15 protein-coding genes, 3 tRNA genes and 1 other RNA gene are annotated in these 21,185 nt (G+C 42.7%); 12 read left to right on the top strand and 7 right to left on the bottom strand.

Annotated features, from left to right (window positions below; all coding sequences use genetic code 11):
- Positions 1-14: 14 nt before the first annotated feature.
- Entirely contained in the window at positions 15-1,400 is a 1,386-nt protein-coding gene (locus BM156_RS11995) for an aminopeptidase P family protein (protein ID WP_093920110.1), read from the bottom strand.
- A 180-nt stretch (positions 1,401-1,580) separates the two neighbouring features.
- Here BM156_RS11995 and BM156_RS11990 point away from each other — a divergent pair, with 180 nt between their 5' ends.
- The gene (locus BM156_RS11990; RefSeq protein ID WP_093920109.1) at positions 1,581-2,303 is read left to right on the top strand and encodes a cytidylate kinase-like family protein; all 723 of its coding nucleotides are present in this window, start codon (positions 1,581-1,583) and stop codon (positions 2,301-2,303) included.
- Here the strand turns inward: BM156_RS11990 and BM156_RS11985 are convergent.
- Both BM156_RS11985 and BM156_RS11980 read right to left on the bottom strand, forming a co-directional pair.
- Positions 2,300-3,781, bottom strand: coding sequence for a DUF1080 domain-containing protein (locus BM156_RS11985; RefSeq protein ID WP_093920108.1), 1,482 nt, complete (start codon positions 3,779-3,781; stop codon positions 2,300-2,302). The genes BM156_RS11990 and BM156_RS11985 overlap by 4 nt on opposite strands.
- A 56-nt stretch (positions 3,782-3,837) precedes the next feature.
- Entirely contained in the window at positions 3,838-5,178 is a 1,341-nt protein-coding gene (locus BM156_RS11980; RefSeq protein ID WP_093920107.1) for an MFS transporter, read from the bottom strand.
- Positions 5,179-5,351: 173 nt separating this feature from the next.
- Here BM156_RS11980 and BM156_RS11975 point away from each other — a divergent pair, with 173 nt between their 5' ends.
- Positions 5,352-6,482, top strand: a complete 1,131-nt coding sequence (locus BM156_RS11975; protein ID WP_093920106.1) for a hypothetical protein — start codon at positions 5,352-5,354, stop codon at positions 6,480-6,482.
- Positions 6,483-6,617: 135 nt separating this feature from the next.
- Positions 6,618-7,460 (top strand): Nif3-like dinuclear metal center hexameric protein, encoded by an 843-nt coding sequence (locus BM156_RS11970; RefSeq protein WP_093920105.1) that lies wholly within the window; start codon positions 6,618-6,620, stop codon positions 7,458-7,460.
- 31 nt (positions 7,461-7,491) lie between these two features.
- Here BM156_RS11970 and BM156_RS11965 read toward each other — a convergent pair whose 3' ends face one another.
- Positions 7,492-8,445, bottom strand: a complete 954-nt coding sequence (locus BM156_RS11965; RefSeq protein ID WP_093920104.1) for a glycosyltransferase family 2 protein — start codon at positions 8,443-8,445, stop codon at positions 7,492-7,494.
- A 118-nt stretch (positions 8,446-8,563) separates the two neighbouring features.
- Positions 8,564-9,115: a DUF4199 domain-containing protein gene (locus tag BM156_RS11960; RefSeq protein WP_093920103.1), complete on the bottom strand. Its 552-nt coding sequence runs from the start codon at positions 9,113-9,115 to the stop codon at positions 8,564-8,566.
- A gap of 213 nt (positions 9,116-9,328) precedes the next feature.
- Here BM156_RS11960 and ffs point away from each other — a divergent pair.
- From ffs to trxA, 6 genes are all read left to right on the top strand, one after another.
- An RNA gene (ffs, locus tag BM156_RS11955) (signal recognition particle sRNA small type) lies at positions 9,329-9,428 on the top strand.
- Positions 9,429-9,430: 2 nt separating this feature from the next.
- Positions 9,431-9,504, top strand: a tRNA-Thr gene (locus BM156_RS11950).
- A 126-nt stretch (positions 9,505-9,630) separates the two neighbouring features.
- A tRNA-Tyr gene (locus BM156_RS11945) sits at positions 9,631-9,713 on the top strand.
- A gap of 22 nt (positions 9,714-9,735) precedes the next feature.
- Positions 9,736-9,808, top strand: a tRNA-Gly gene (locus BM156_RS11940).
- Positions 9,809-9,935: 127 nt separating this feature from the next.
- A complete protein-coding gene (locus tag BM156_RS11935) occupies positions 9,936-10,163 on the top strand; it encodes a DUF6132 family protein (protein ID WP_093920102.1) in 228 nt (75 codons plus the stop codon).
- A complete protein-coding gene (gene trxA / locus BM156_RS11930; protein WP_093920101.1) occupies positions 10,147-10,458 on the top strand; it encodes a thioredoxin in 312 nt (103 codons plus the stop codon). The genes BM156_RS11935 and trxA overlap by 17 nt, the downstream gene beginning before the upstream one ends.
- 71 nt (positions 10,459-10,529) lie before the next feature.
- Here the strand turns inward: trxA and lgt are convergent, their stop codons facing one another.
- A complete protein-coding gene (gene lgt / locus BM156_RS11925) occupies positions 10,530-11,378 on the bottom strand; it encodes a prolipoprotein diacylglyceryl transferase (RefSeq protein WP_093920100.1) in 849 nt (282 codons plus the stop codon).
- Between the two features lie 18 nt (positions 11,379-11,396).
- Entirely contained in the window at positions 11,397-16,718 is a 5,322-nt protein-coding gene (locus tag BM156_RS11920; RefSeq protein WP_139218272.1) for a hypothetical protein, read from the bottom strand.
- A gap of 198 nt (positions 16,719-16,916) precedes the next feature.
- Between BM156_RS11920 and nhaC the strand changes: the two genes are divergently transcribed.
- The 3 genes from nhaC (at position 16,917) to BM156_RS11905 (ending at position 21,128) form a co-directional block, all read left to right on the top strand.
- Entirely contained in the window at positions 16,917-18,380 is a 1,464-nt protein-coding gene (nhaC, locus tag BM156_RS11915) for a Na+/H+ antiporter NhaC (protein WP_244525740.1), read from the top strand.
- A 49-nt stretch (positions 18,381-18,429) separates the two neighbouring features.
- Positions 18,430-19,698, top strand: a complete 1,269-nt coding sequence (locus BM156_RS11910) for a DUF819 family protein (protein ID WP_139218271.1) — start codon at positions 18,430-18,432, stop codon at positions 19,696-19,698.
- 221 nt (positions 19,699-19,919) lie between these two features.
- Positions 19,920-21,128 (top strand): aminotransferase class V-fold PLP-dependent enzyme, encoded by a 1,209-nt coding sequence (locus tag BM156_RS11905; RefSeq protein ID WP_093920096.1) that lies wholly within the window; start codon positions 19,920-19,922, stop codon positions 21,126-21,128.
- The last annotated feature ends 57 nt before the right edge of the window (positions 21,129-21,185 follow it).

Below are 21,185 nucleotides of genomic sequence, written 5' to 3'. Positions count from 1 at the left end.
AGTCTTTTTAAGCGTTAGCTCATCACCGCCTCAACTTCTTCCGGAGTGATTGGAATGCGTTCACCAATTAATTCGCAACCATCATTGGTTATTAGCAAATCGTCTTCCAAACGAATACCTCCAAATGAGCGATAAGCATTCAAGCGGTCGTAATTGATAAATTCGGTGAATTTTCCTTCCGATTTCCATTGATCAATCAATGCAGGAATAAAATAAATTCCAGGCTCATTGGTTATCACGAAACCTGGCTGCAACCTGCGTCCCATACGCAAAGCCCCCGTTCCAAATTGATTAACAGGGCGGGTTTCTTCATCGTAACCTACGTAAACCTGTCCTAAATCTTCCATGTCATGAACATCCAATCCCATCATATGGCCCAAACCATGAGGCATAAACAAAGCATGTGCACCAGCTTTTACAGCTTCCTCAACATCACCTTTCATCACACCAACTTCCTTCAGCCCTGAAGCGATTATTTTTGCAGCTTCTAAGTGAACCGATAAATAGGTAACATCAGGCTTAGACAATTCTGTTGCCCGGTTATTGGCTGCCAACACAATCTCATAAATTTCGCGCTGCTGGCTTGTAAACTTTCCTCCTACCGGAGAAGTCCGAGTAAAATCTGAAGCGTAAAACTCGGTGGATTGCGCTCCTGCATCAACCAACATCAACTTACCTTTTTCCAAAATATTGGAATGATCGTGATTGTGAAGTGTTTCGCCATTCTGGGAAAGAATAATTGGAAAAGAAGGAGGATTTCCATTAGCCATAGCCACTCCCTCAATCGTTCCTGCAATTTTCTGCTCCCAAGTACCCGGAGTCGCCATTTTCATAGCTGTCACATGCATTTGATAGCCCGCAGCTGCCGCTGTTCTAAGCTCTTCAATTTCATTGGCATCTTTACAAGAGCGCAAAGCAACAATGGCATGAATCAACTCCAACGACGCTTTTTCTTGCTGTTGGGCTGGTGCAATTCCTGTTAGCTCTTGCAACAATAATTGATTTTCAGCACGATAAAGAGGATTAAAATGAACCTTCCGCTTTTGCTGAACAGCTTCTTTCACATAGGTAGATAATTGTCTCGAAGGCATTGTCTTGGTTACCCCCGATTTTGCCGCTTTATCTTTGATACTTTCCTGAGGCCCCATCCAAATGATATCATCCATTGAAAAGTCATCTCCAAAAAGAATCTCTTCGCCTGATTCAACATCAATTGCTGCAGCCAAATTCTGATAATTTAATCCAAAGAAATACAAGAACGTACTGTCCTGTCTGAAGTGATAAGTATTATCTCTGCAGTTCATGGGAGAATCAACATTTCCCAACAACAAAATAATACCATCAGCTACTGATTCCTTCAGTCTCTTTCTTCGTTCAATATAAGTTTCACGATTAAACATGAGCTATTTTTTTAAGTTTTCTTACGAAACCGAAAGGTACTAACAATTCTGCTTTCTGTTCATGATTTTTAACAAGACCTGCCTTCCGAATCACAAAAAATAAGTCTGTATTTTCAGACAAACATATAACTGATTGATGACGAATCCGTAAAATCAATAAAACCTCTAAAACAGGCAATCATGGAAAATTCATTACTCAACTACATGAACAAGCGCTTCGGCGACATTCAACATAAGGATAGCCAGAAAACTCCGGTTGCAGGCCCTGTCATCACGATCTCCAGACAGGTTGGCTGTGGAGGCATAGCAACTGCAGAGAAATTGGCCGAAGCTTTAAACGAATTTATGGTTTGTAAGAAATGGGAGGTAATCAGTAAGGAAGTACTTCAGCAAAGCGCTCACGAACTACAACTTGATCCTCGAAAAATCAACCGACTGTTTACTCCCAATGACCGTACCACCTTTGATGAAATTTTGGAGGCCTTCAACGCCAAAATGTATAAAAGCGATCGGGTTATTCTGAAAACAGTTAAAGACGTAATTAAAGGATTTGCCATTGAAGGTTGCTGCATCATCATTGGACGAGCAGCCCATATTATTGCGCGCGACATTGAGCATTCCCTGCATGTAAGGTTGGAAGCCCCTCTGGATTGGCGGGTTGCTCAAACTGCCTCCAAAATGCAACTAACTCCAACTGAAGCACTAAAATACATCCAAGAGACAGAGAAAAAACGAGATGCTTTTCGCAAGCATTACCTCGACAAAAGACATCCCGAAGAAATATTTGATTTAATCATCAATGTCTCAAAATTCAATACTGATGCCGTGATTCAAATCATTAAATCGGCCGTTGAACTGAAAGGAATCACCGAAGTATTTAAGTCCGGTATTTCTTATTTTTAACCCGTGATTTCATCTGGTAAGCCCTTAATTTGAACCGGCTTTTTCCCTTCAGGCTTAGGCAGGAACATGTCGTGGTAACTTAAACCCAGTTTTTCAGCCATTTCAAGGGAATAATCCAAACGCCCAAAATTGGGAGTAACATTGTTCGTGCCGAAAGTAAACTTCACGCCAGCCTCTTTCGCCCGTCTCAGTATTTTTTCAGAAGGAAGTTTCAAGCGGGAATTTATCTCCAGAGCCACACCATTGTCTGCCAATACTTTCACCAGCCGGTCAATCCGTTCATCCGTCCACAACTCCTCATATTTGTCGGCAATCACCGTGGGTAAAAAAGTTGGATTGACATAGATATCGATGGGTTCTTGCGATACAATCGCTTCAATTTTTCCAACCAGCTGATCCATAAAATGCTGTTCGTCATCAACAAAAACTTCGTCCGGGATCCACAAACGCATGCGACGCCCTTGATCATCGGTCCAAGTCATTGCATCTGTAAAAACGTAATCAAATTGGGCAATTGCTTCCGGCGAAAAAAGTGTTACCCACTCTCTTCCTTCAGCTTGCATTCCCCGAAAAATTGGCTGTCCTTTCACGGTATCCATATACGCATACAGCGATCCATCATCCGTAACCGGAAACTTTAGCCCACAGTTGGGTGCAATTCCATAATTGATTCCCAATTTCATGGAGTTGTGCGTAGCCTGATCAATGGTAAGGCCTCCCTTTAGGTGCACGTGCAAATCAACCACGGGGAAATTGTCCATATGTAAACGGGTAATTCTCTGATCCCATTCCTTGCTTACCGGCACCTTTTTCTTCTCACCTTCCGGAAGTTCCTTAATTTGAATGTCCTTAAAATAGGTCTTACTACCCGGATCATGCGCCTGCAAAGCAATCTGTCCTCGATCCAACACCTTGTATTTGTCGTTACGCGGACGGTAAGGATCATCCGGCTGAATGTAGTCAACCACCTGTTTTCCATCAATAAAAACAGCGACCTGATTCTCGACAACACGAACATGAATTTCAAACCATTCATTATCCTCAGCTGTGGGATAATAAACATTGCGAATCCCATACAAACTCCCGGTCTTTTTCAGCTCTTTGAAACTCCCGGTTCCCGCATACGAGTTATTCACTTGAACTTCATATCCTTTCAAAGGCCATCCTTTTTCCTGTTTCTTGGAGTGAATAAAGATCCCAGAATTTGCTCCCGGTTCCGTTTTCACGAGGGCCTTCAGTTCAAAATTGCGAAAGATTCCCCGCTGTTTTCCTCCGGTATAAAACAGGTGTGCACGCTTGCCGTTACAAACGATCATGCCATCTTCAACTTTAAAAGATTCCGGATGCTCCATGGCTTCCCAGCCCTCCAGGCTTTCGCCATTAAACAAGCTAGTCCACTCTTCTTTGGGGGTAGTTTGGCATGCACCAAGCAATGCAGCAAGCATGACAAGAATAAGGCTCCTAAATATTGTAGTCATGATTTTAGGTTTTGTTGGTTCTTTAACAAAGATAGGATTCCTATACTGCAATTCAATTAATTGGCAGCGAGTTTCTCCTGAGGATTTTCGGCTTTGAATGCTGCGATAAAATTAACAGCCACAATCACCAAACAGCCCCATGCCGCCCACGAATAGGTTCCGGTTTCGGAGAAAGAAAAGCTAAACATCAAGGGCCCCAGAGCACTGAAAAAAACCAGCGAACTCATGGCAAAACCACTAATGGCTCCTAAATGCTTCCGCCCATAAAAGCGCGGCCAAACAACTGAATTCAGCACATTGAATAAACCACCAACAATCCCGTTCCCGATAATTAAGAAAACATAGGGAAGGCCGGGCGACAGAAAGGCTAAACTAATCATACTCACAATCTGGCCAAACAAGAAGACCAACAGCAAGTATTTCATTTTAATGTGATCGCTTAACCAGCCTCCTGTAAGCGAAATAAATACCGACAAAATAGAAGTCGGCACAAAAACGGCCAAAGCCACTGTTTTATCCATTGATGCCGCCTCGAAAATTGAAACAATGTTGAAGGTAAAACCGGTAATATACAAGGCTTGCATCGACAATGCCACCACCAATACCCAGAAAGGATAAGACTTTTTGGCCTCCTTTAATGTATATTGTTTTTCTGCACGAGACTTGATCTTCTGTTCTTCCTTTATTTGTTGCTCGCTAAGGCCATCTTGCTCCAGGCCACAATCTTCCGGATTATCCCGAAAGAAAATAAGAACTACGATACTAAAACCAAAGCCGGCAATAAGAGCTAACAAAATCCACGCCCAACGCCAACTATAGGTTTCAATCAAAAAATCGAAGACCAAAGGGGCGATTGCAAAACCCAAGGAGACAAAAACACTGCTAATGCCATTGGCTAAACCTCTTTTTCGGTCAAACCACTTCATCATCATATTGCGCGAAACCATGGTAAGCACTCCCTGCCCGGTAAAACGCAACAAGAAAAAGCCTCCCATTATCATGATAAAACTGAGGTAAAACTGAATATTTTCAGCTCCCAGAAAACTTCCAATAGCAAAGGCTATCCGGTCAACCTGGCTCAAATACAGCAACACGATTCCCAAAGCAACCGTGATAATTCCTCCAAGCCAGCGTGCTCCAACCTGATCGTACCAACGGCCGGCACGCGTAAGCATAAACGAACTGGAAATTGTTCCCAGCAAATAAGCTGTACTTAACTCATTCCGACTAAAGCCCAAAGCATCAATCAGATGATCTGTAAAGGTTGACACCCCCATTGTCTGCCCCGGCACACTCATAATGATGCCCAATGTTCCCCACAATAAGATAAACCAGCCATAAAAGACTGGAGATTTGGCCGGATTGAATGGAACCCGGTTAAAGCTTGTTTTTTGCATACCACAAAGCTAGAGCTTAATTCAGGAGCAAAAAAACAGGCTATCGTAAATTCATTCCAATGTTCACAATTTCTTAAATAAAGATTTCGAGGTCCAAATATTTTGTATTTTTCTCGCCCAATTCCTTTCAATGCATTATTTTTGCGTCTGAATTTCAAAGCCATAAGAGTACAATGCCAACAACGCGCTACTTATTTTTCTTTTTCATCTTGATTTTCTTCGCTGCAAAATCTCCCGATTGGATGGAGCTGCGATACCCAGCAACCTACGAAGCAGAACAAATAAACAAAACCTTCGAGCTCATTGAATTTAACGATACAATCGGTAACGACTCGCTTTTTGTTCTTCGAAATGAGGATGGCCTACCCCACTCCTATGCTCGCAATATCCTTACCGGAGTGTGCATTGACGGAACTTGCAGGTTACTTAACATCAGCTTGTATTGGACAGTCACCGGACGCTATTTGGGTTTCAGGCTTCCCGAAGGGGAATTCTTGAGCAAAACGGAACACGAACCATTTCAACCCAAAGATTATCAACAGTTGCATCACCTGCTAGCCGACCCTTTTTCGAGATTGGCCAACTACCAGATCGAAGAACTGGTTCCTAAAACTGACGAAGAGGAAGTTGATGGAGTCACCTCTGCAACCATTACGGGAATCAAGGATTTTGTTGTTGAAAATGCGGTTTACACCACCTACACCCTGTGGCACATTGTTCATGGGCTTACTCAGCAGCAAGTTGAGAACTACACGCAACAGCATTTAAGCACCGAGTTATTGCTAAAAATACTGAGTAGTCCGGACCAATACGATGTGCAATGGGGGCTTAAAAATATTACGGGTAAAACAGTTTGGACACCAGCCTTATTGGATCAACTCTTCTCGTTGGTAACGAGCAATAACCTCACAACGGCCAAACAGGCAATTGATGCAATTCCAGTTGACTACCTTGAAGAAGAAGCAAGCCAACTCCGACTTTTCTCCTACTTCGATCAAACAACTCATTTTTCGAGATTACGAATACTCAACAAACTGAAGCAAGTTGCCATTTTATCCCCTTCAATTGAAGCCCAACTTGCTAGCCAACTCCCAACGCTCAATGGCTCAGCAGTTAAAGCTGTTCTTGAACTCTTTTCAGCACATCAGCTTTATTCAGCCCAAAACGAAAAGATTGTTGCCAGCCTGCTCGAACACGACAACCGATTCATTGCCCGCAAAGCATTTCAATTTCTGGATAATCAGCCCGAAACAAACAAAAAGCTAAAACGTCAGCTCAAGAAATTTGAAAGTCGCCTCAACTAAATCGTTGTTGATTCCTTTCATTTCGTCTTTTACTCAACTGTTGCTTTTTTAGTTTCAAACCAATGATTTTATGATCATTTCACTTCCGAAGATCAGCGGAAACGACTACTTTTAACGAAGTAAAAATCAATCAACATGAAGAAACTAATCGCACTCCTACTGGTTGTTGCAAGCTGGCAAGTGATGGCTCAGCCAACAGCCCAGAAAGTTATTGATCAAATCAAAAATCAGGTTAACTGTCAGTGGTCATCAGAAACAGTTGATACCTTCAAAAGTGGAAATCCGGAAAGCCCTGTTAGCGGAGTTCTGTGTTGTATGTTTGCTGATATGACGACACTTGAATATGCCGTAGCCAACAAGTGCAACCTCATTATTACACACGAGCCCGTTTACTATAATCACCTGGATGCTAAGCAGCACCTGCAGGATGATCCGGTTCTCCAAACGAAGCTGGACTACATCGAAAAGCATGGACTTATCATTTGGCGCTTTCATGACCACTGGCACAAGCACCAGCCTGACGGAATTTACGTTGGCATATTGGATAAATTAGGATGGAGTAATAATGTTACTGGTGATGACTACCACTTTATATCGCTCCAAGAACAATCCCTTCAGGACTTAGCACAATATTTACAGGACCTTTTCCAGATTCCTGGAATTCGCGTGATTGGCAATCCTGACATGAAAGTGTCCAAAGTTGGTTTGGCGCTTGGTGCTCCCGGAGCACAACGCCATATCCAGATGCTCCAAACAGATATCGATGTTCTGATTGCTGGAGAAGCCCAAGAATGGGAAACTTACCAGTACCTGAATGATGCCAAACTTCAAGGTAAAAAGAAAGCGGTGATATTTCTGGGGCACATAAAGTCAGAAGAAGCCGGAATGGCCTACATGGCCGAATGGCTGGCTGACTTCCAGCAAGAAGTTCCAGTGTTATACCTGGAAAACCAGGTTCCTTATTGGAGCCCCAACTAATTTTCAAGCCAATACCTGATTGAAGCCGGCATTAGTTTAACTCCTCTTCGATCAGGTATTTGTTTCGCTCCGACGAATTGCGAGACAACAACTCGCCAATAAATCCAGACAAGAACAGCTGAGTTCCAATAATCATGGCCGTCAGAGCCAAATAAAAGTAAGGCGTATCTGTTACGCGTGGCGCTGCCACTTGATTAGCCACTGCAATTAGCTTGTTAACACCGACAACTACTGTTGCAATAAAACCAATCAGGAAAACAATTGTCCCAAGCACGCCAAAAAAGTGCATCGGCCTTTTACTAAAACGAGAAATGAAAATAACCGAAAGCAAGTCAAGCGGACCTCGAATAAATCGCTCAATGCCAAATTTCGTCACACCATATTTTCGTTCCTGGTGCTGAACGACTTTCTCACCGATCTTTTTGAAACCTGCCCATTTGGCCAAAATAGGAATGTAACGATGCATTTCTCCATACACCTCAATGGATTTAACAACCTGGCTTCGGTACGCTTTCAATCCACAGTTAAAATCGTGAATTTTGATGCCAGTTGCTCGCCGGGCAATCCAATTGTAAAACTTACTGGGAATATTTTTCGATAGAACCGGATCATATCGTTTCTTTTTCCAGCCCGATACCAAGTCGAAGCCTTCTTCCGTAATCATACGGTATAACTCCGGAATTTCATCCGGGCTATCTTGCAAGTCAGCATCCATGGTAATGACCACTTTGCCTTTAGTTGCTGCAAATCCAGCATACAAGGCTGCTGATTTTCCGTAGTTTCGCCTAAACTTAATCGCTTTAATGCAGGAGTTGTCCGCGTGTAAACGTTCAATCACTTCCCACGATCCATCATTACTGCCGTCATCAATCAACACAATTTCATAGCTGAATTGATGCTCATTCATCACTTTTGCAATCCAGCCAGTCAACTCCGGCAACGATTCTTCCTCATTAAATAAAGGAATAACTACGGAAATATTCATTTAAATAGAATTGTTTGTTCTTGTTGATATCGCATGCCTGCCTTCACAAATAGACAGGAAATTCGCATGGAAAAATTACTCCGTTTCTTCAAGCGAATTATATTCATGCTCCCTTCAATTAATCTTCAGCTTTAATCTCATCCATTGCTTCTTCAAAAGCATCTTCTTCTTGCTTTCTTTTAATAAAGATTGAAGTAACTAATGAAATCAGGAAACCGATGAAGGCAAAGGTAAACAAACTTGAGATTACAATAACGATTGGGCTTTGGAACTTGCTCATCATTTCACCAGCCATTTCAATTTGCTCTTCAGACATTCCCTGTTGCAACATAGCTTCCTCCTGCATAATGCGCACTTGCTCCATGATACTTGGATCAACTTTCAACAAAATAACTGTATAAAGTGCATTCAAAACACCTGCAAAAAGCATAACGGCCACTCCGAAGCCCAACGCTTTGCTATATTCGATGTATCCGCCCAATTCATTATTACGATAGTTTAACTGACACCAATAAATACCTGCTCCCATAATTACATAAGTAATCAATCCAAGTGTTTTATTCATGTTTTCGCCCAACACATAAAGGACTACATTATACAATATCAAAGCAATAGCAAGGTAAAGGCCTAAAGTCATCGCTGATTTCCAGAAGGTAGATTTTTGTTCCATGATTAATATGATTTAATGGTATTAGGCAAATATATTGGATTTTTCAAAAGTAGACCGGACAAATGCCCCATTTTATTAATTCAAAAAAAAAGTGATTTTTTTTATCTGAACATATCACTGAGAAATAATCGATTAGAAAAACGACGCAAAAAAAAACTCATCAGAAGCGCGATTTCGTTTGTCGGGAATACATTTTTTTCTACTTTTGTCGCCGGGTAAGTCCTGTGCGACTAGCTCCTGCTGAATTCCCCCAGGGTCGGAAGGCAGCAAGGGTAGGCGGTTGTAGCAGTGCGACACAGGTAGCTTACCCACCTTGCCGAATTAGCTCAGTTGGCCAGAGCACGTGATTTGTAATCTCGGGGTCCTCAGTTCGAATCTGAGATTCGGCTCAAAGCAAGGATGAATTTAAAAGGCAATTGCCTGGCATTTTCAACCAACGTTCAAAAAATACTGATAAAGTTGAAGAACAATTTCTGATTCTTATTTAGAAATCTTATTCTTCAGATATTCAAAATGGGGAGATACCAAAGTGGCCAACTGGGGCAGACTGTAAATCTGCTGTCTTATGACTTCGTAGGTTCGAATCCTGCTCTCCCCACAATTTGGATTTTATTAAGTTTGCGGGAGTAGCTCAGCTGATAGAGCATTAGCCTTCCAAGCTAAGGGTCGCGGGTTTGAATCCCGTCTCCCGCTCAAGAAAAAGGTTGTCAATTTAGTTTGACAGCCTTTTTTCATTTTTGACACAATCTATCACTCATCGTTTTTTTCTATCGTTTTTTTCAAACCAATCAGGCTTACCAATGTTTCAGTTTTTAAATACATGTTTAAAACCTTAAAAAAATACCGAATTCAATTAATCTTCTTACTGATTGGAATGTTGGGTGGCTTAGCTTACTGGAAATTCATCGGTTGTCAAACCGGAACTTGTCCAATTAAGTCAGTATGGTACTACTCAACTTTGTGGGGAGGAGCGTTAGGTTATCTCATTGGAGATTGGACTAACGACATGATTGTAAAAAAGAAGAAAAAAGATGAGCAGACGATTTAAAAGTATTATCAAGTCAGAACGCCCGGTATTAGTCGATTTTTATGCAGACTGGTGTGAACCCTGTAAACAGATTCCGCCGATCCTGAAAAAGGTGAAAAACAACTTTAAGGAAAGTGTGCGTATCATCAAGGTAAATGTGGACAACAATCCGTTTATTGCTTCCCACTATCAAGTAAGAAGCATTCCGACGCTAATTCTATTCAAAAAAGGAGATGTTCAATGGACAGGTGTTGGCATTGTAGATGCCAGCGAGCTGAGTTCAGAGATATCGAAACATGTGAATAAACAAGCCTGAATTATCGGTTCACGTCCAAAAGACATGTTAATAGACTACTTTTAACAAGAATCAGTATTCCTGGAACAATATTAAACAAGACTTGAAAGCGCCTTTAATTGCCTTGTCTTTCGCCATCCATAAATCATAAAGCCAAGGCCAACCAAAATATAAGGAATACTCAGGATTTGCCCCATATCTAAACGCATCCCTTCTTCAAAGGCTACTTGGCGTTCTTTTATAAACTCAATAAAGAAACGAGCTGTAAAAATCAAGGTCAAGGTCCAACCAAACAAGAATCCATTTTGCAAGACCGCTCTTTTCCGATAATACAACAATAGGGTCATCCCGAAAATCAAGAAATACACTAAAGCTTCATACAGTTGTGCCGGATGCCGTGGTAATTGATCGACACGCTCAAAAACAAATCCCCATGGTTTTTGAGTAGGCATGCCAATAATTTCAGAGTTCATCAGGTTGGCCAAACGAATAAAACCAGCTCCCAAACCCGCCACAACAGCGATAAGGTCAATCGTTTTCAATAGCGATTCGCCTGTTTTTCGAGCATACACCAGCAGCGCAATAATTAGACCAAGCGCTCCCCCATGACTGGCCAAGCCCCGATAACCAACAAACTCAATGCCTCCTCCTTCCGGAAACTTAAGCGGCAAAATCATTTCCAGCGGATGCGCCAAGTAATAGGTCGGTTCATAAAAAAGACAATGTCCCAATCTCGCTCCAGCCAATATCCCCACAAAGCCATAAATACTGAGCTTCTCCAATTTATCTGCAGAGATATCTTCCCGCCTGAACAGTTTTCGCAACACAGCTAAACTCAGGACTAAACCGCTTACAAACAGTAATCCATAATAACGAAGAGATAGGCCTAAAACATTGATAATTTCCGGGTCTGGATTCCAATGAATATAACTCAGTTCCATTTTGCGGTTGGTTGATGGTTAGTTGTTCACTTGTTTCAGGCTTTCCTTAATCACTTGAAGCTGTTTCTTCGGATACTCTTCCTGAGGCTTCACGCCCAAGGCTTTTTGATAGTAAAAACGAGCAATGCTATAATTGCTGGCACTCATCGCCTGATCTGCTCTCGTAATTAAATCCTGGTAAGCCTTCTCATCCGCATTGGCTGACTCCATGGCAAGCTGGCTAGAAATCTCTTTCAAGCGAATATTCGGGTATTGCTCTTTTGGCTTAACCGACAACGCCCGATTGTAATAAGCCCTGGAAATTGAATAATCCTTGCGAACAAAAGCCTCATCTGCTTCGGCAATCAAATCCTGGTACTCTTTTTCCTTAAGTTGAGAAAGTAGCGAATTGGTTAAACGCTGAATCTCCAGTAGCTGATCTTTGGGGTATTGTTCCCATGATTTAATCCCTAAGGCTTTGTAGTAATAAAAGCGCGCTATGTTGTATTGCTTATCGGCAAAGGCCTGGTCAGCCTGCTTCAAGGCATTCTCATAATCGGCCAATTCTTGCTGACTCAAGGTCTGATTAATGAGATCACGAATCTCCGCCAAACGTTCTTTCGGATAGCTTTCATTTGGACGCTCGTTTAATGCTTTTTGATAATAATATTGAGCAATCTTGTAATCCCCCTGATCAAAGCTTTCGTCAGCCTGGCGAATCATTTCATCATAGTCATCAGTCAGTGTAACCACTTTCTCAGGAACGGGCGCTGCTTCAACCTCAACAGCTTTCTGTGCCTGAGCAGCCTGCTGCATTGCCACAAGTTCAGCAATCCTTTTTAACTGCGTGCTTGGATATTGCTCTCCCGGCTTAACTGTCAGGGCACTTTCATAGTAGCCTTTAGCTGGTTCATACCTTGCTGCTTGAAACTCCCGGTCAGCTGCTGCAATGGCTTCATTGTATTTTGCATTCAACGCTTGTTGCTGATCTGCCAGTTGCTGTTCACGAGCCTGCTGAGCCAACAATCGGTCGATCTCGGCAATACGCTCATCCGGATAAGTTTCTTCGGGCTTAATGCTTTTGGCCAATTCAAATCCCGAGCGAGCCACCATATACTGTTGGGCCGCAAATGCCCGGTCGGCTTCAGCAATTGCTTTCTGATAAGCCAAATCCCTTTGTGCCTGCTCTTGCTCTGCCTGTTGCAAAGCGGCCAATTTTTCATTCACCAAGCGAAGTTGATCTGCCGGGTATTGCTCTTCCGGTTTTAAGGTCAAAGCCTCAGCATATTTTCCTTTAGCCCCCAACCATTCTTCCGAAGTAAAAAAGCGATCGGCTGCTTCAATAGCTGCAGCATAGCGATTTTCCAACTCGCCCAATCGTTGGTTGATCAATCGAATTCGTTCTTGCGGATAGGTAGCATCTGGTTTATATCCTAATGCTTCCTGATATAAGATCAAGGCCTTTTCTAACTCTTCATTATTAAAGAAACGATCAGCAGCTTGAATGGCGCTAGCGTATTTAGCTTCCAACTCTTGTTTGGCTCTTATTTTTTCGCGCACGCGTTCAATTCGTTGATCTGCTTCGCCAGCACGAGCAGGAACGATTGACTTTGCTCCTGTATAAGTTGCAATCGCCTGATCGTATTCCCCAGCCATTTCCTGCTTTTCACCCAAGGCCAGTTGTTGATCAAAAGCCAACTGCTGCGCCCGCAAAATCGAGTCCTGACGCGCTTGTTGCTCCCGAGCCATGGCATCTCTTTTCTGCTGTTCAATGAGCAATTCAATCTGAGCAATCCGGTCTTTCGGGAACTGCTCATCAGGGAATATGCTTAAAGCAGCCTCCAAATCTTCAATGGCTTCGGCATATTGTTGTTGATCGAATGCAGCCTGTGCATTAGCCAATGCTTGGTCATACTGCTGCTGTTTGGCTTGTAACATGGCCTGGCGCTGTGCTTCTTCTTCAGCAGCCAATCGAGCCAATTCTGCACGTTGAGCAATTAAAGCTTCAATTTCAGCAATACGTTTTGGTGGTAGTTGTTCCTCTGGCTTTAGTGTATTTGCTTCCCGATAGAAGCCCAATGCTTCAACAAGCTCATCACGATCAAAAGCCTGTTGTCCATTTCGAATTGCTTGGGCATAGGCCTGATCAACTTCCTGCTGTTTCTGAATCTCCAACAACAAACTGTCAATTCGGGCAATCTGCTCCTTCGGATAAGTTTCCTCTGGAAGGATTGTTAGAGCTTGCTCATAAAGCCCTTTGGCTTCGGGATAAGCAGTAGCTGCAAACTTCTGGTCAGCATCCTTTATCTTATCGTCGTATTCTTTTTGCAGGCGCTCCCGTTGCAAACGATCCTGAGCCAATTGTTCCAGAATGGCGGTTATCTTCGCAATCTGTCCTGTTGCATAAGGATCTTCCGGCTTAATTTTTAAAGCCTCGTTGTAAGCACTTTTAGACTCGCTATAATTCTCGCCTTGCAACAACTGGTCGCCGGAAGCAATTGCTGCCTGATAGGCACTTTCTTTTTCCTGCTCAATCAGTTGATTAATCAAAGCGATCTGATCTTTGGGGTATGTTTCCTCCGGGATTAAGTTCAATGCCTCCTCGTAACTCAGACGAGCATTCACATATTGCTTTTGAGCCAGTTCTCCATCAGCCCGGGCAATTGCCTCATCATAGGCCTTGCGGGTCACTTCAGCTGCAATACGTTCGCGTTCCAACTGTTCCAGAATACGATTGATTTCCGCGACTTTATCTTTCGGATAGCGTTCGTTCGGGTTCAACGCAGTTGCATTCAAGAATTGATCTTTGGCCGGCTGATATTCTTCTAAATTCAGCAGAGAATCACCAGCCTGAACAGCTAACAGGTAATCAGCTTCCCGTTTCTTCTCTGCCGCAATCTGAGCCAGAATCTCATCAATTCGAGCAATCTGATTTTTAGGATAAGCCTCATTGGGAAGGTATTGCAATGCTTCCACATATTTCTCACGAGCGGCTTCATAGCTTTCCTGTTTTGCAAAAGCATTCGCCTGATCAATTGCCTTGTTATAGGCAGCAGTCAGTTTAGCTAGACGAGCCAATTCTCCTTCAATTTCACTAATCTTCTTACGCGGATAGTCTTCCTCGGGCTTGATGGATAGTGCTTTTTGATAAGCCAACTTAGCCGGTTCGTATTGCTCCAATGCCAAAAGGCTGTCCCCTTCCTGCACCGCTACATCGTAATTCCTTTGTTGTTCTTGAGCTAGTGCCAACTGGCGGGCTTCCTCTTCCCGTATTTGCTGGTTAATTGCCTCAATCTGTTGCTTCGGATAAGCTTCTGCCGGCAAAACGGTCAATGCCTGTTGATACAGTTCTTTTGCAGGATTCAGTTCCGAACGACCAAAAGCAGCATCCGCCTGAGCAATGATTTCATCGTACTGTTGTTTCTTCTCTAACTGCAGGATAATTTCCTCAGTCTCGTCTATTCGATCACGCGCCAGTTGATTATCTGGCTTAAGTGACAACGCAGCCTGAAATCCCTTCAGAGCTGTTGGATAATCCTCCCGATCGAAAGCCGCCAGAGCCTGTTCCATCGTGGAGTTAAACTGCTCATCCAATTGCTTTTGCTCTGCAATTTGAGCCAATAAAGCATCAATCTCTTGAATTTGTTCAGCCGGATAAGTTTCATCTTCCTTTAAAGACAAGGCTTCATTATACAACTGCTTGGCCAATGCATACTCCTCATTCGTTTTGGCAACATCAGCCCTTTTTAATAAATCAGCATAGTCGTTGTCCAATTTAATCTGAGCCAAACGAATATCCAATTCCTGAATCCGGTCCCTCAAGGCAGATTCGTCCCGAATAGCAAGTGCCTGCTCCAGGAGAGCTTTCGCTTCAGCAAAATTCTCCTGAGCAATTTGCTGATCGGCCTGTGCTACCAGTTGATCAAACTGTTCATTTAAAGCCTGCTGCTGATCAATTGCTGCAATTTGTTGCTTCGGATAATCCTCATCCGGCAACTCATTTAAAGCCTGCTGATATAAACCTTTGGCTTTCGGTAATTCTTTATTCTGAAAAGCAGCATCCGCATCAGCGATATACTGATTGTAGTTCTCCTGCTTTTGAAGCTGCAATAAAATTTCTTCGACTTCACCTATCTTTTGTGTCGCCAGTTCATCATTGGGTTTGTTGGTCAATGCTTGCCTGAATGCCACTAAAGCATCGTTGTAATTTTCGCGTTGCATGGCTTCACTGCCTTGCTCCATGAACTCATTGTAACGCTGCTCTCGCTGAGCCAACTCAATCTGAGCAGCCAGCTCATTGTCAATTTTCTGAATTTGACCATTCAAGAAAGCCGCCTCTTCGGGACGGAGCTTTAAAGCTTCTAAGTAACGCTCTTTGGCAGCCTCCAAACTGCCAGCATCATACAGTTCTTGAGCTTCAGCCACCAACTGATTATACTGCAAATCAATTTCCTGTTGCCTTAACAGCCCATTGGCATGAGCCAGCTGACTTTTAGCATAACCATCATCAGGGCGTAAAGCCAAGGCTTCGGTGTAACTTTCTTTTGCCTGCTGATACTCCTGCTGATCCATATACTTATCACCTTCAGCAACTTTTGCCAGAAAAGCAGCATCTGATGCCCGTCGTCTTTCTTCTGCCAATTTTAAGGCACTAACCAAGTCCTGCAATTCAGCAATCCGATCTTTTGGGTAGGGACGCTCGGGAAACAACCCGCTCGCGTATTCAAACTTAGTCAAAGCATCTTCATACTTCTCAGCGCCAATCATGCGATCTGCATCAGCAATTGACTTTTTGTAATCGGCCTCGCGTTGTGCTAAGGCTGCCCGCTGCTCTGCCGTGAGTTGCTGCTCCTGCTGACGCGCATTAGCAGCCTGCTCTTCCAACTGAATATCCGAGAAAAACACTTCGGAATCGAAATTATCAATATTGGCATTGTAAAACACACGCCCCGCGGGTTTATTGGTAAAGCTTTTATCAATTCCCGGAATTTCTTTAACCAGCGATACTTCAATCTGGAATGGCGGGAAATCACTATTTTCTTCCAGAACAGCTTGAGGAACATGGGTAGAAACAACAATTGTCTTCTTGTAATACCCCTCTTTCAGAAAGGTCATGTGAAACTCATTGTTGTACGCAAATTCAAATCGAAACCGACCACTTCGGGAAGGAGAAAACTGTTGTTCATCTGCCCCATTTTTTGTTACGGCAATATGAACATCATCACTCTTCCCATCGTCGCTACTCAATCGCCCAGTTATGACGAAAAAGTCATCTGATTGAGCCCTCGCTTCAAAGAAAAAAATAATCGCTAAAAATAGAAATAGTGTACGGATGCAACTGTGTCCCATGTTCGTTCGCATAACTTCCAGATTCCTAAAAACGGTTCATCCCCCAATGAACGTTTAAAGATGTCACTTTCTCGTCACAATTTAATAATAATCTGAGCAATATTTGGTATTAATCCCCCCATAAAGCACAATTGCGACTCGTAAATTTCGGTTTTTTGGCATTTATTCCGTTATTTACAAGCATAAAAATTAGCCTTTTATATGGCCTCGATGGAACGTACTCCCAACCTATTTGAAGCATTGCTCCCAATTATTTGTCTAATTGTTCTTCTTACACTGAATGTCTTTGTATTTGAAGATACTCTCGCAGGTTCAAATCAAATTGCCTTGTTACTTGCTGCTACGGTAGCTGGAATCATTGTACGCCGCAACGGCCAAAAGTGGGATACTACACGCGATCAAGTGGTTAAAACGATTGGTTCAGCCATGCCTTCGATGCTGATTCTACTACTCATTGGCTCTTTAGCAGGAACCTGGATGGTCAGTGGAATTGTTCCTGCGCTAATTTATTATGGACTGGATATCATCAACCCTCAACTATTTCTGGTTACGGCTGTCATTGTCAGCGGCGTTGTATCCGTTTCAACCGGAAGTTCGTGGTCAACGATAGCCACCATTGGCGTAGCTTTACTTGGTATTGGGAAAGCCATTGGAATCAGTGATCCTATTGTTGCAGGAGCGATTATTTCCGGCGCCTATTTTGGTGACAAAATCTCTCCACTAAGTGACACAACAAACTTAGCCCCAGCCATGGCTGGAACTGATCTGTTTACCCACATCAAGTACATGCAATTCACTACGGTTCCCAGCATGATTTTAACGCTCATTCTATTTTCAATCATAGGCTTCAACTATGATTTTAGTCAAACAGTGACAGATGTTGCTGTTGTAAAAACAGTGATTGGCGAATCCTTCAATACCACTCCTTGGCTATTTATTGTCCCCGTTGTTCTATTTGTCATTATCATTTTAAAGGTTCCTCCCATCCCCTCATTGATGATTGGCACCTTACTCGGAGGTGCTTTTGCGGTTATTTTCCAACCGGAAATTATCCAGACTATTGCAACAAATGCAAGTAGTTATGCTGAAGCCTCCTACATCAGTTTTATGCAGTCGATGTTTGGAGAAGTTAAACTGGCAACCCACGATGCCGATGTAAACAAACTACTGCATACCACCGGGATGCAAGGAATGCTTGACACCATTTGGCTTATTTTATCAGCCATGGTTTTTGGAGGCATTATGGAGTCAGGAGGTTTGTTGGCACGCATTACCAAGCCTATCATGAATATGGCTAAATCAACCGGAGCTTTGGTCAGCTCAACTGTTGGCACCTGTATTTTCTTCAATGCAACTGCTTCTGACCAATATATTTCCATCGTTGTTCCTGGTCGCATGTACCGTAAAGCTTACGAAGACAAGGGGTTGAAACCAGAAGTCCTGAGCCGTTCGCTTGAAGATTCGGGAACTGTCACCTCCGTTCTTATCCCGTGGAATACCGGTGGAGCCACTCAATCACGAGTATTAGGAGTAGCTACTTTTGATTACCTTCCCTATTGTTTTTTCAATATCATCAGTCCGTTTATGAGTATTCTTTTCGCCTACTTAAATATTAAGATAAGGAGATTCAGGCCAAATTCAGATTCATCAGAAACGAAGAAAGTCCCTGAATAGAAAAACATTTTTTCTATATTTGACCGCTTACGAACTAATCTCATATGTCATGATTCCAGGAATTGTGCTGGTTGTTTTTTATCTTGGTCTTCCCATCCTCTTGATTTATCTCACTCATATCTCTCGTTTTTTAAGTAAGATTGGAGCTGTTGTTTTGGCCTATATCATCGGATTAGTGCTTGGGAACATCGGTATTTTCCCTCGCCAATCGCTCGCTTTTAAAGAAATTTTAGCAGGAAAGACCAATCTTCCTTATGAGCAGGTTAATGCCTTATTTCAGCAAGGCGCAATCACTGAAAATGATTTAATTGCGAACCATGTTGCCAGCATACAAGATGTCATTATGACCATTGTTATTCCATTAGCAATTCCACTCCTACTTTTTTCACTGGATATAAAACGTTGGCTGAAGCTTGCCAAAAGAGCTTTACTTTCATTGGTACTAGCCATGGTCTCCCTTTTAGCAGTCATATTTCCCGGCTACTTCTTTTTTAAAGATGAACTCGTTGAAGCTTGGAAAGTAACGGGGATGCTCATTGGCATTTACACTGGTGGAACTCCCAACCTAGCCGCTATCAGCACGGCTTTGGATGTAAGCCCAAACATCTTCATTCTAACTCATACTTATGACATGATGTTGGGCGCCATTTGCCTGACCTTCCTGATGACTACTGCACAGAAAGTCTTTAACTGGTTTTTACCTGCTTTTCATGACACCAATGGTCAGGCTATTGCTATCCAAACTCCAGAAGGAGAAAGTATGGATAACTACCTTGGCATGTTAAGTCGAAAAGGGATTGTGCAACTCCTAAAAGCTTTTGCCTTATCCGTTGGAATTTTTGCAGCATCAGGAGGAATTAGCCTACTTGTCCCCAAATCAGCTCAAATGGTTGTTGTCATTTTATCCATCACGACCCTGGGACTATTTTGCAGTACCTTAAAAGCTGTTAATCGAATTGAAAAAACCTTTCAATTGGGCATGTATTTCATCATCGTATTTTCGCTGGTTGTAGCCAGTATGGGCGACTTAAGCAGCATGTTTCAAATCGATTTTCTGCATTTATTCTTATTTGTGGCTTTGGCTGTTTTTGGCTCCATGATTATACACGTCTTCCTCTCCTGGATCTTCAGAGTTGATTCGGATACAACCATTATCACCATCGCAGCACTGACCTTTTCGCCTCCTTTTGTCCCGGTAGTCGCCGGCGCTTTGAAAAACAAAGACATCATTATTTCGGGGCTAACTGTAGGAATTTTGGGCTATGCTTTTGGGAATTATGTCGGGGTGGCCATTGCTTTTTTTCTAAAAGGCTTTTAAGCGAATAGAACATTAGACATTCAGACAAGAAGATCACAAAACATACTGATTTCGAATAGAATTACGAGGCACACTGCAGGCCCTTTTTCTAAAAAAATCCCCCTTCTAGAATAACTTTAGTCACTCAAAAAGATGTTAAAGAATAGCCTTTGACTTGGCTAAAAATCATATATTCCAACTTGTCATTCTTCTAAATTGAGACAAACTTAAAATGAAGAATTATGGCAACTTTTGACCCGGCCAGTCGCATTCAAAAGCTACGGCAATTTGGAGAATTTGGAGGAGTTAACCCCTCAATTACAGACTCTTCAACCTACTCATTCATGCATGGAGAAGATATGTTTGAAACTTTTCTGGGACACCAGGAGGGCTGTTTCTTGTATTCACGTCATTGGAATCCAAGCAACAAGTACCTGGCAGATGCCTTGGCCGCCATGGAAGACACTGAGTCTGCTTGGGTTACATCATCCGGCATGGCCGCCATAACCTGCGCCTTACTTCAGCTGTGCAACACGGGCGATCATATTGTTACTAGTGTAACGACCTATGGAGGCACCTTTGCCTTTTTGAAAAATTACCTCAAAAAGTTCCAAATAGAGGTAACCTTTGTTAATATTTCCAACCTGCAAAGTGTTGAAGACGCTATTCAACCCAACACCAAGGTCATTTATACTGAAAGTGTCACCAACCCTTTGTTGCAGGTTTCGAACATTCCCAAACTGGCTACCATTGCCAAGCGCAATAAGGTAAAGCTCATGGTTGACAATACGTTTACGCCAATGATTATATCTCCGGCAAGACTTGGTGCCGACATTGTTGTTTATAGCATGACCAAATTTATTAATGGGAAAAACGATTGTGTTGCAGGAGCCATTTGCGGAACCCAGCAGTTTATTGATGATTTATCGAATGTGAACGATGGAACAGCCATGCTGTTAGGACCAGTACTCGATCCACTGCGGTCTTCTTCAATTTTAAAAAACCTGCATACGTTACACATCCGGATGAAGCAGCACAGCCGAAACGCCTTTTGGCTAGCGCACCAACTCGATAAAATCGGCGTGAAAGTCAATTATCCAGGGCTTCCATCACACCCTCAACACATGCTCCATAAAAACCTGATGAATCCTGACTTTGGTTACGGAGGCATGTTGTCAATCGATTTTGAAACCGTAGAAAAGGCCAATACCATCATGCAAAAAATGCAGGAAGCCGATGTGGGTTACCTCGCCGTAAGCCTGGGCTATTTTAAGACCTTGTTTAGCTGTTCCGGAACAAGCACATCCTCTGAGGTTCCAGAAGATGTTCAACAGGAAATGGGCTTATCTCATGGGCTAGTTCGTTTCTCGGTAGGGCTTGACAACGATATTTCTGACACCTTTCAAGCAATTCAACAGATTTGTGAAGCTGAAGGACTCCTAAAAAAATAAGAATTCATTCCAGGGCTGTAGTTTTCCCTCATCGACAAAACAAGTTGATGAGGGATT

This window comes from Sunxiuqinia elliptica (genome assembly GCF_900113005.1).
In the GTDB taxonomy this organism is placed as follows: Bacteria; Bacteroidota; Bacteroidia; order Bacteroidales; family Prolixibacteraceae; genus Sunxiuqinia; species Sunxiuqinia elliptica.
The sequence above is the reverse complement of the archived record's forward strand: the minus strand, read 5'-3'. Positions and strand labels throughout refer to the sequence as shown.

Excerpts from the sequence above, each read along its gene's own strand:
- BM156_RS11995 (WP_093920110.1), bottom strand. The coding sequence starts at position 1,400 with ATGTTTAATCGTGAAACTTATATTGAACGAAGAAAGAGACTGAAGGAA.
- BM156_RS11990 (WP_093920109.1), top strand. The coding sequence starts at position 1,581 with ATGGAAAATTCATTACTCAACTACATGAACAAGCGCTTCGGCGACATT.
- BM156_RS11985 (WP_093920108.1), bottom strand. The coding sequence starts at position 3,781 with ATGACTACAATATTTAGGAGCCTTATTCTTGTCATGCTTGCTGCATTG.
- BM156_RS11980 (WP_093920107.1), bottom strand. The coding sequence starts at position 5,178 with ATGCAAAAAACAAGCTTTAACCGGGTTCCATTCAATCCGGCCAAATCT.
- BM156_RS11975 (WP_093920106.1), top strand. The coding sequence starts at position 5,352 with ATGCCAACAACGCGCTACTTATTTTTCTTTTTCATCTTGATTTTCTTC.
- BM156_RS11970 (WP_093920105.1), top strand. The coding sequence starts at position 6,618 with ATGAAGAAACTAATCGCACTCCTACTGGTTGTTGCAAGCTGGCAAGTG.
- BM156_RS11965 (WP_093920104.1), bottom strand. The coding sequence starts at position 8,445 with ATGAATATTTCCGTAGTTATTCCTTTATTTAATGAGGAAGAATCGTTG.
- BM156_RS11960 (WP_093920103.1), bottom strand. The coding sequence starts at position 9,115 with ATGGAACAAAAATCTACCTTCTGGAAATCAGCGATGACTTTAGGCCTT.
- BM156_RS11935 (WP_093920102.1), top strand. The coding sequence starts at position 9,936 with ATGTTTAAAACCTTAAAAAAATACCGAATTCAATTAATCTTCTTACTG.
- trxA (WP_093920101.1), top strand. The coding sequence starts at position 10,147 with ATGAGCAGACGATTTAAAAGTATTATCAAGTCAGAACGCCCGGTATTA.
- lgt (WP_093920100.1), bottom strand. The coding sequence starts at position 11,378 with ATGGAACTGAGTTATATTCATTGGAATCCAGACCCGGAAATTATCAAT.
- BM156_RS11920 (WP_139218272.1), bottom strand. The coding sequence starts at position 16,718 with ATGCGAACGAACATGGGACACAGTTGCATCCGTACACTATTTCTATTT.
- nhaC (WP_244525740.1), top strand. The coding sequence starts at position 16,917 with ATGGAACGTACTCCCAACCTATTTGAAGCATTGCTCCCAATTATTTGT.
- BM156_RS11910 (WP_139218271.1), top strand. The coding sequence starts at position 18,430 with ATGATTCCAGGAATTGTGCTGGTTGTTTTTTATCTTGGTCTTCCCATC.
- BM156_RS11905 (WP_093920096.1), top strand. The coding sequence starts at position 19,920 with ATGGCAACTTTTGACCCGGCCAGTCGCATTCAAAAGCTACGGCAATTT.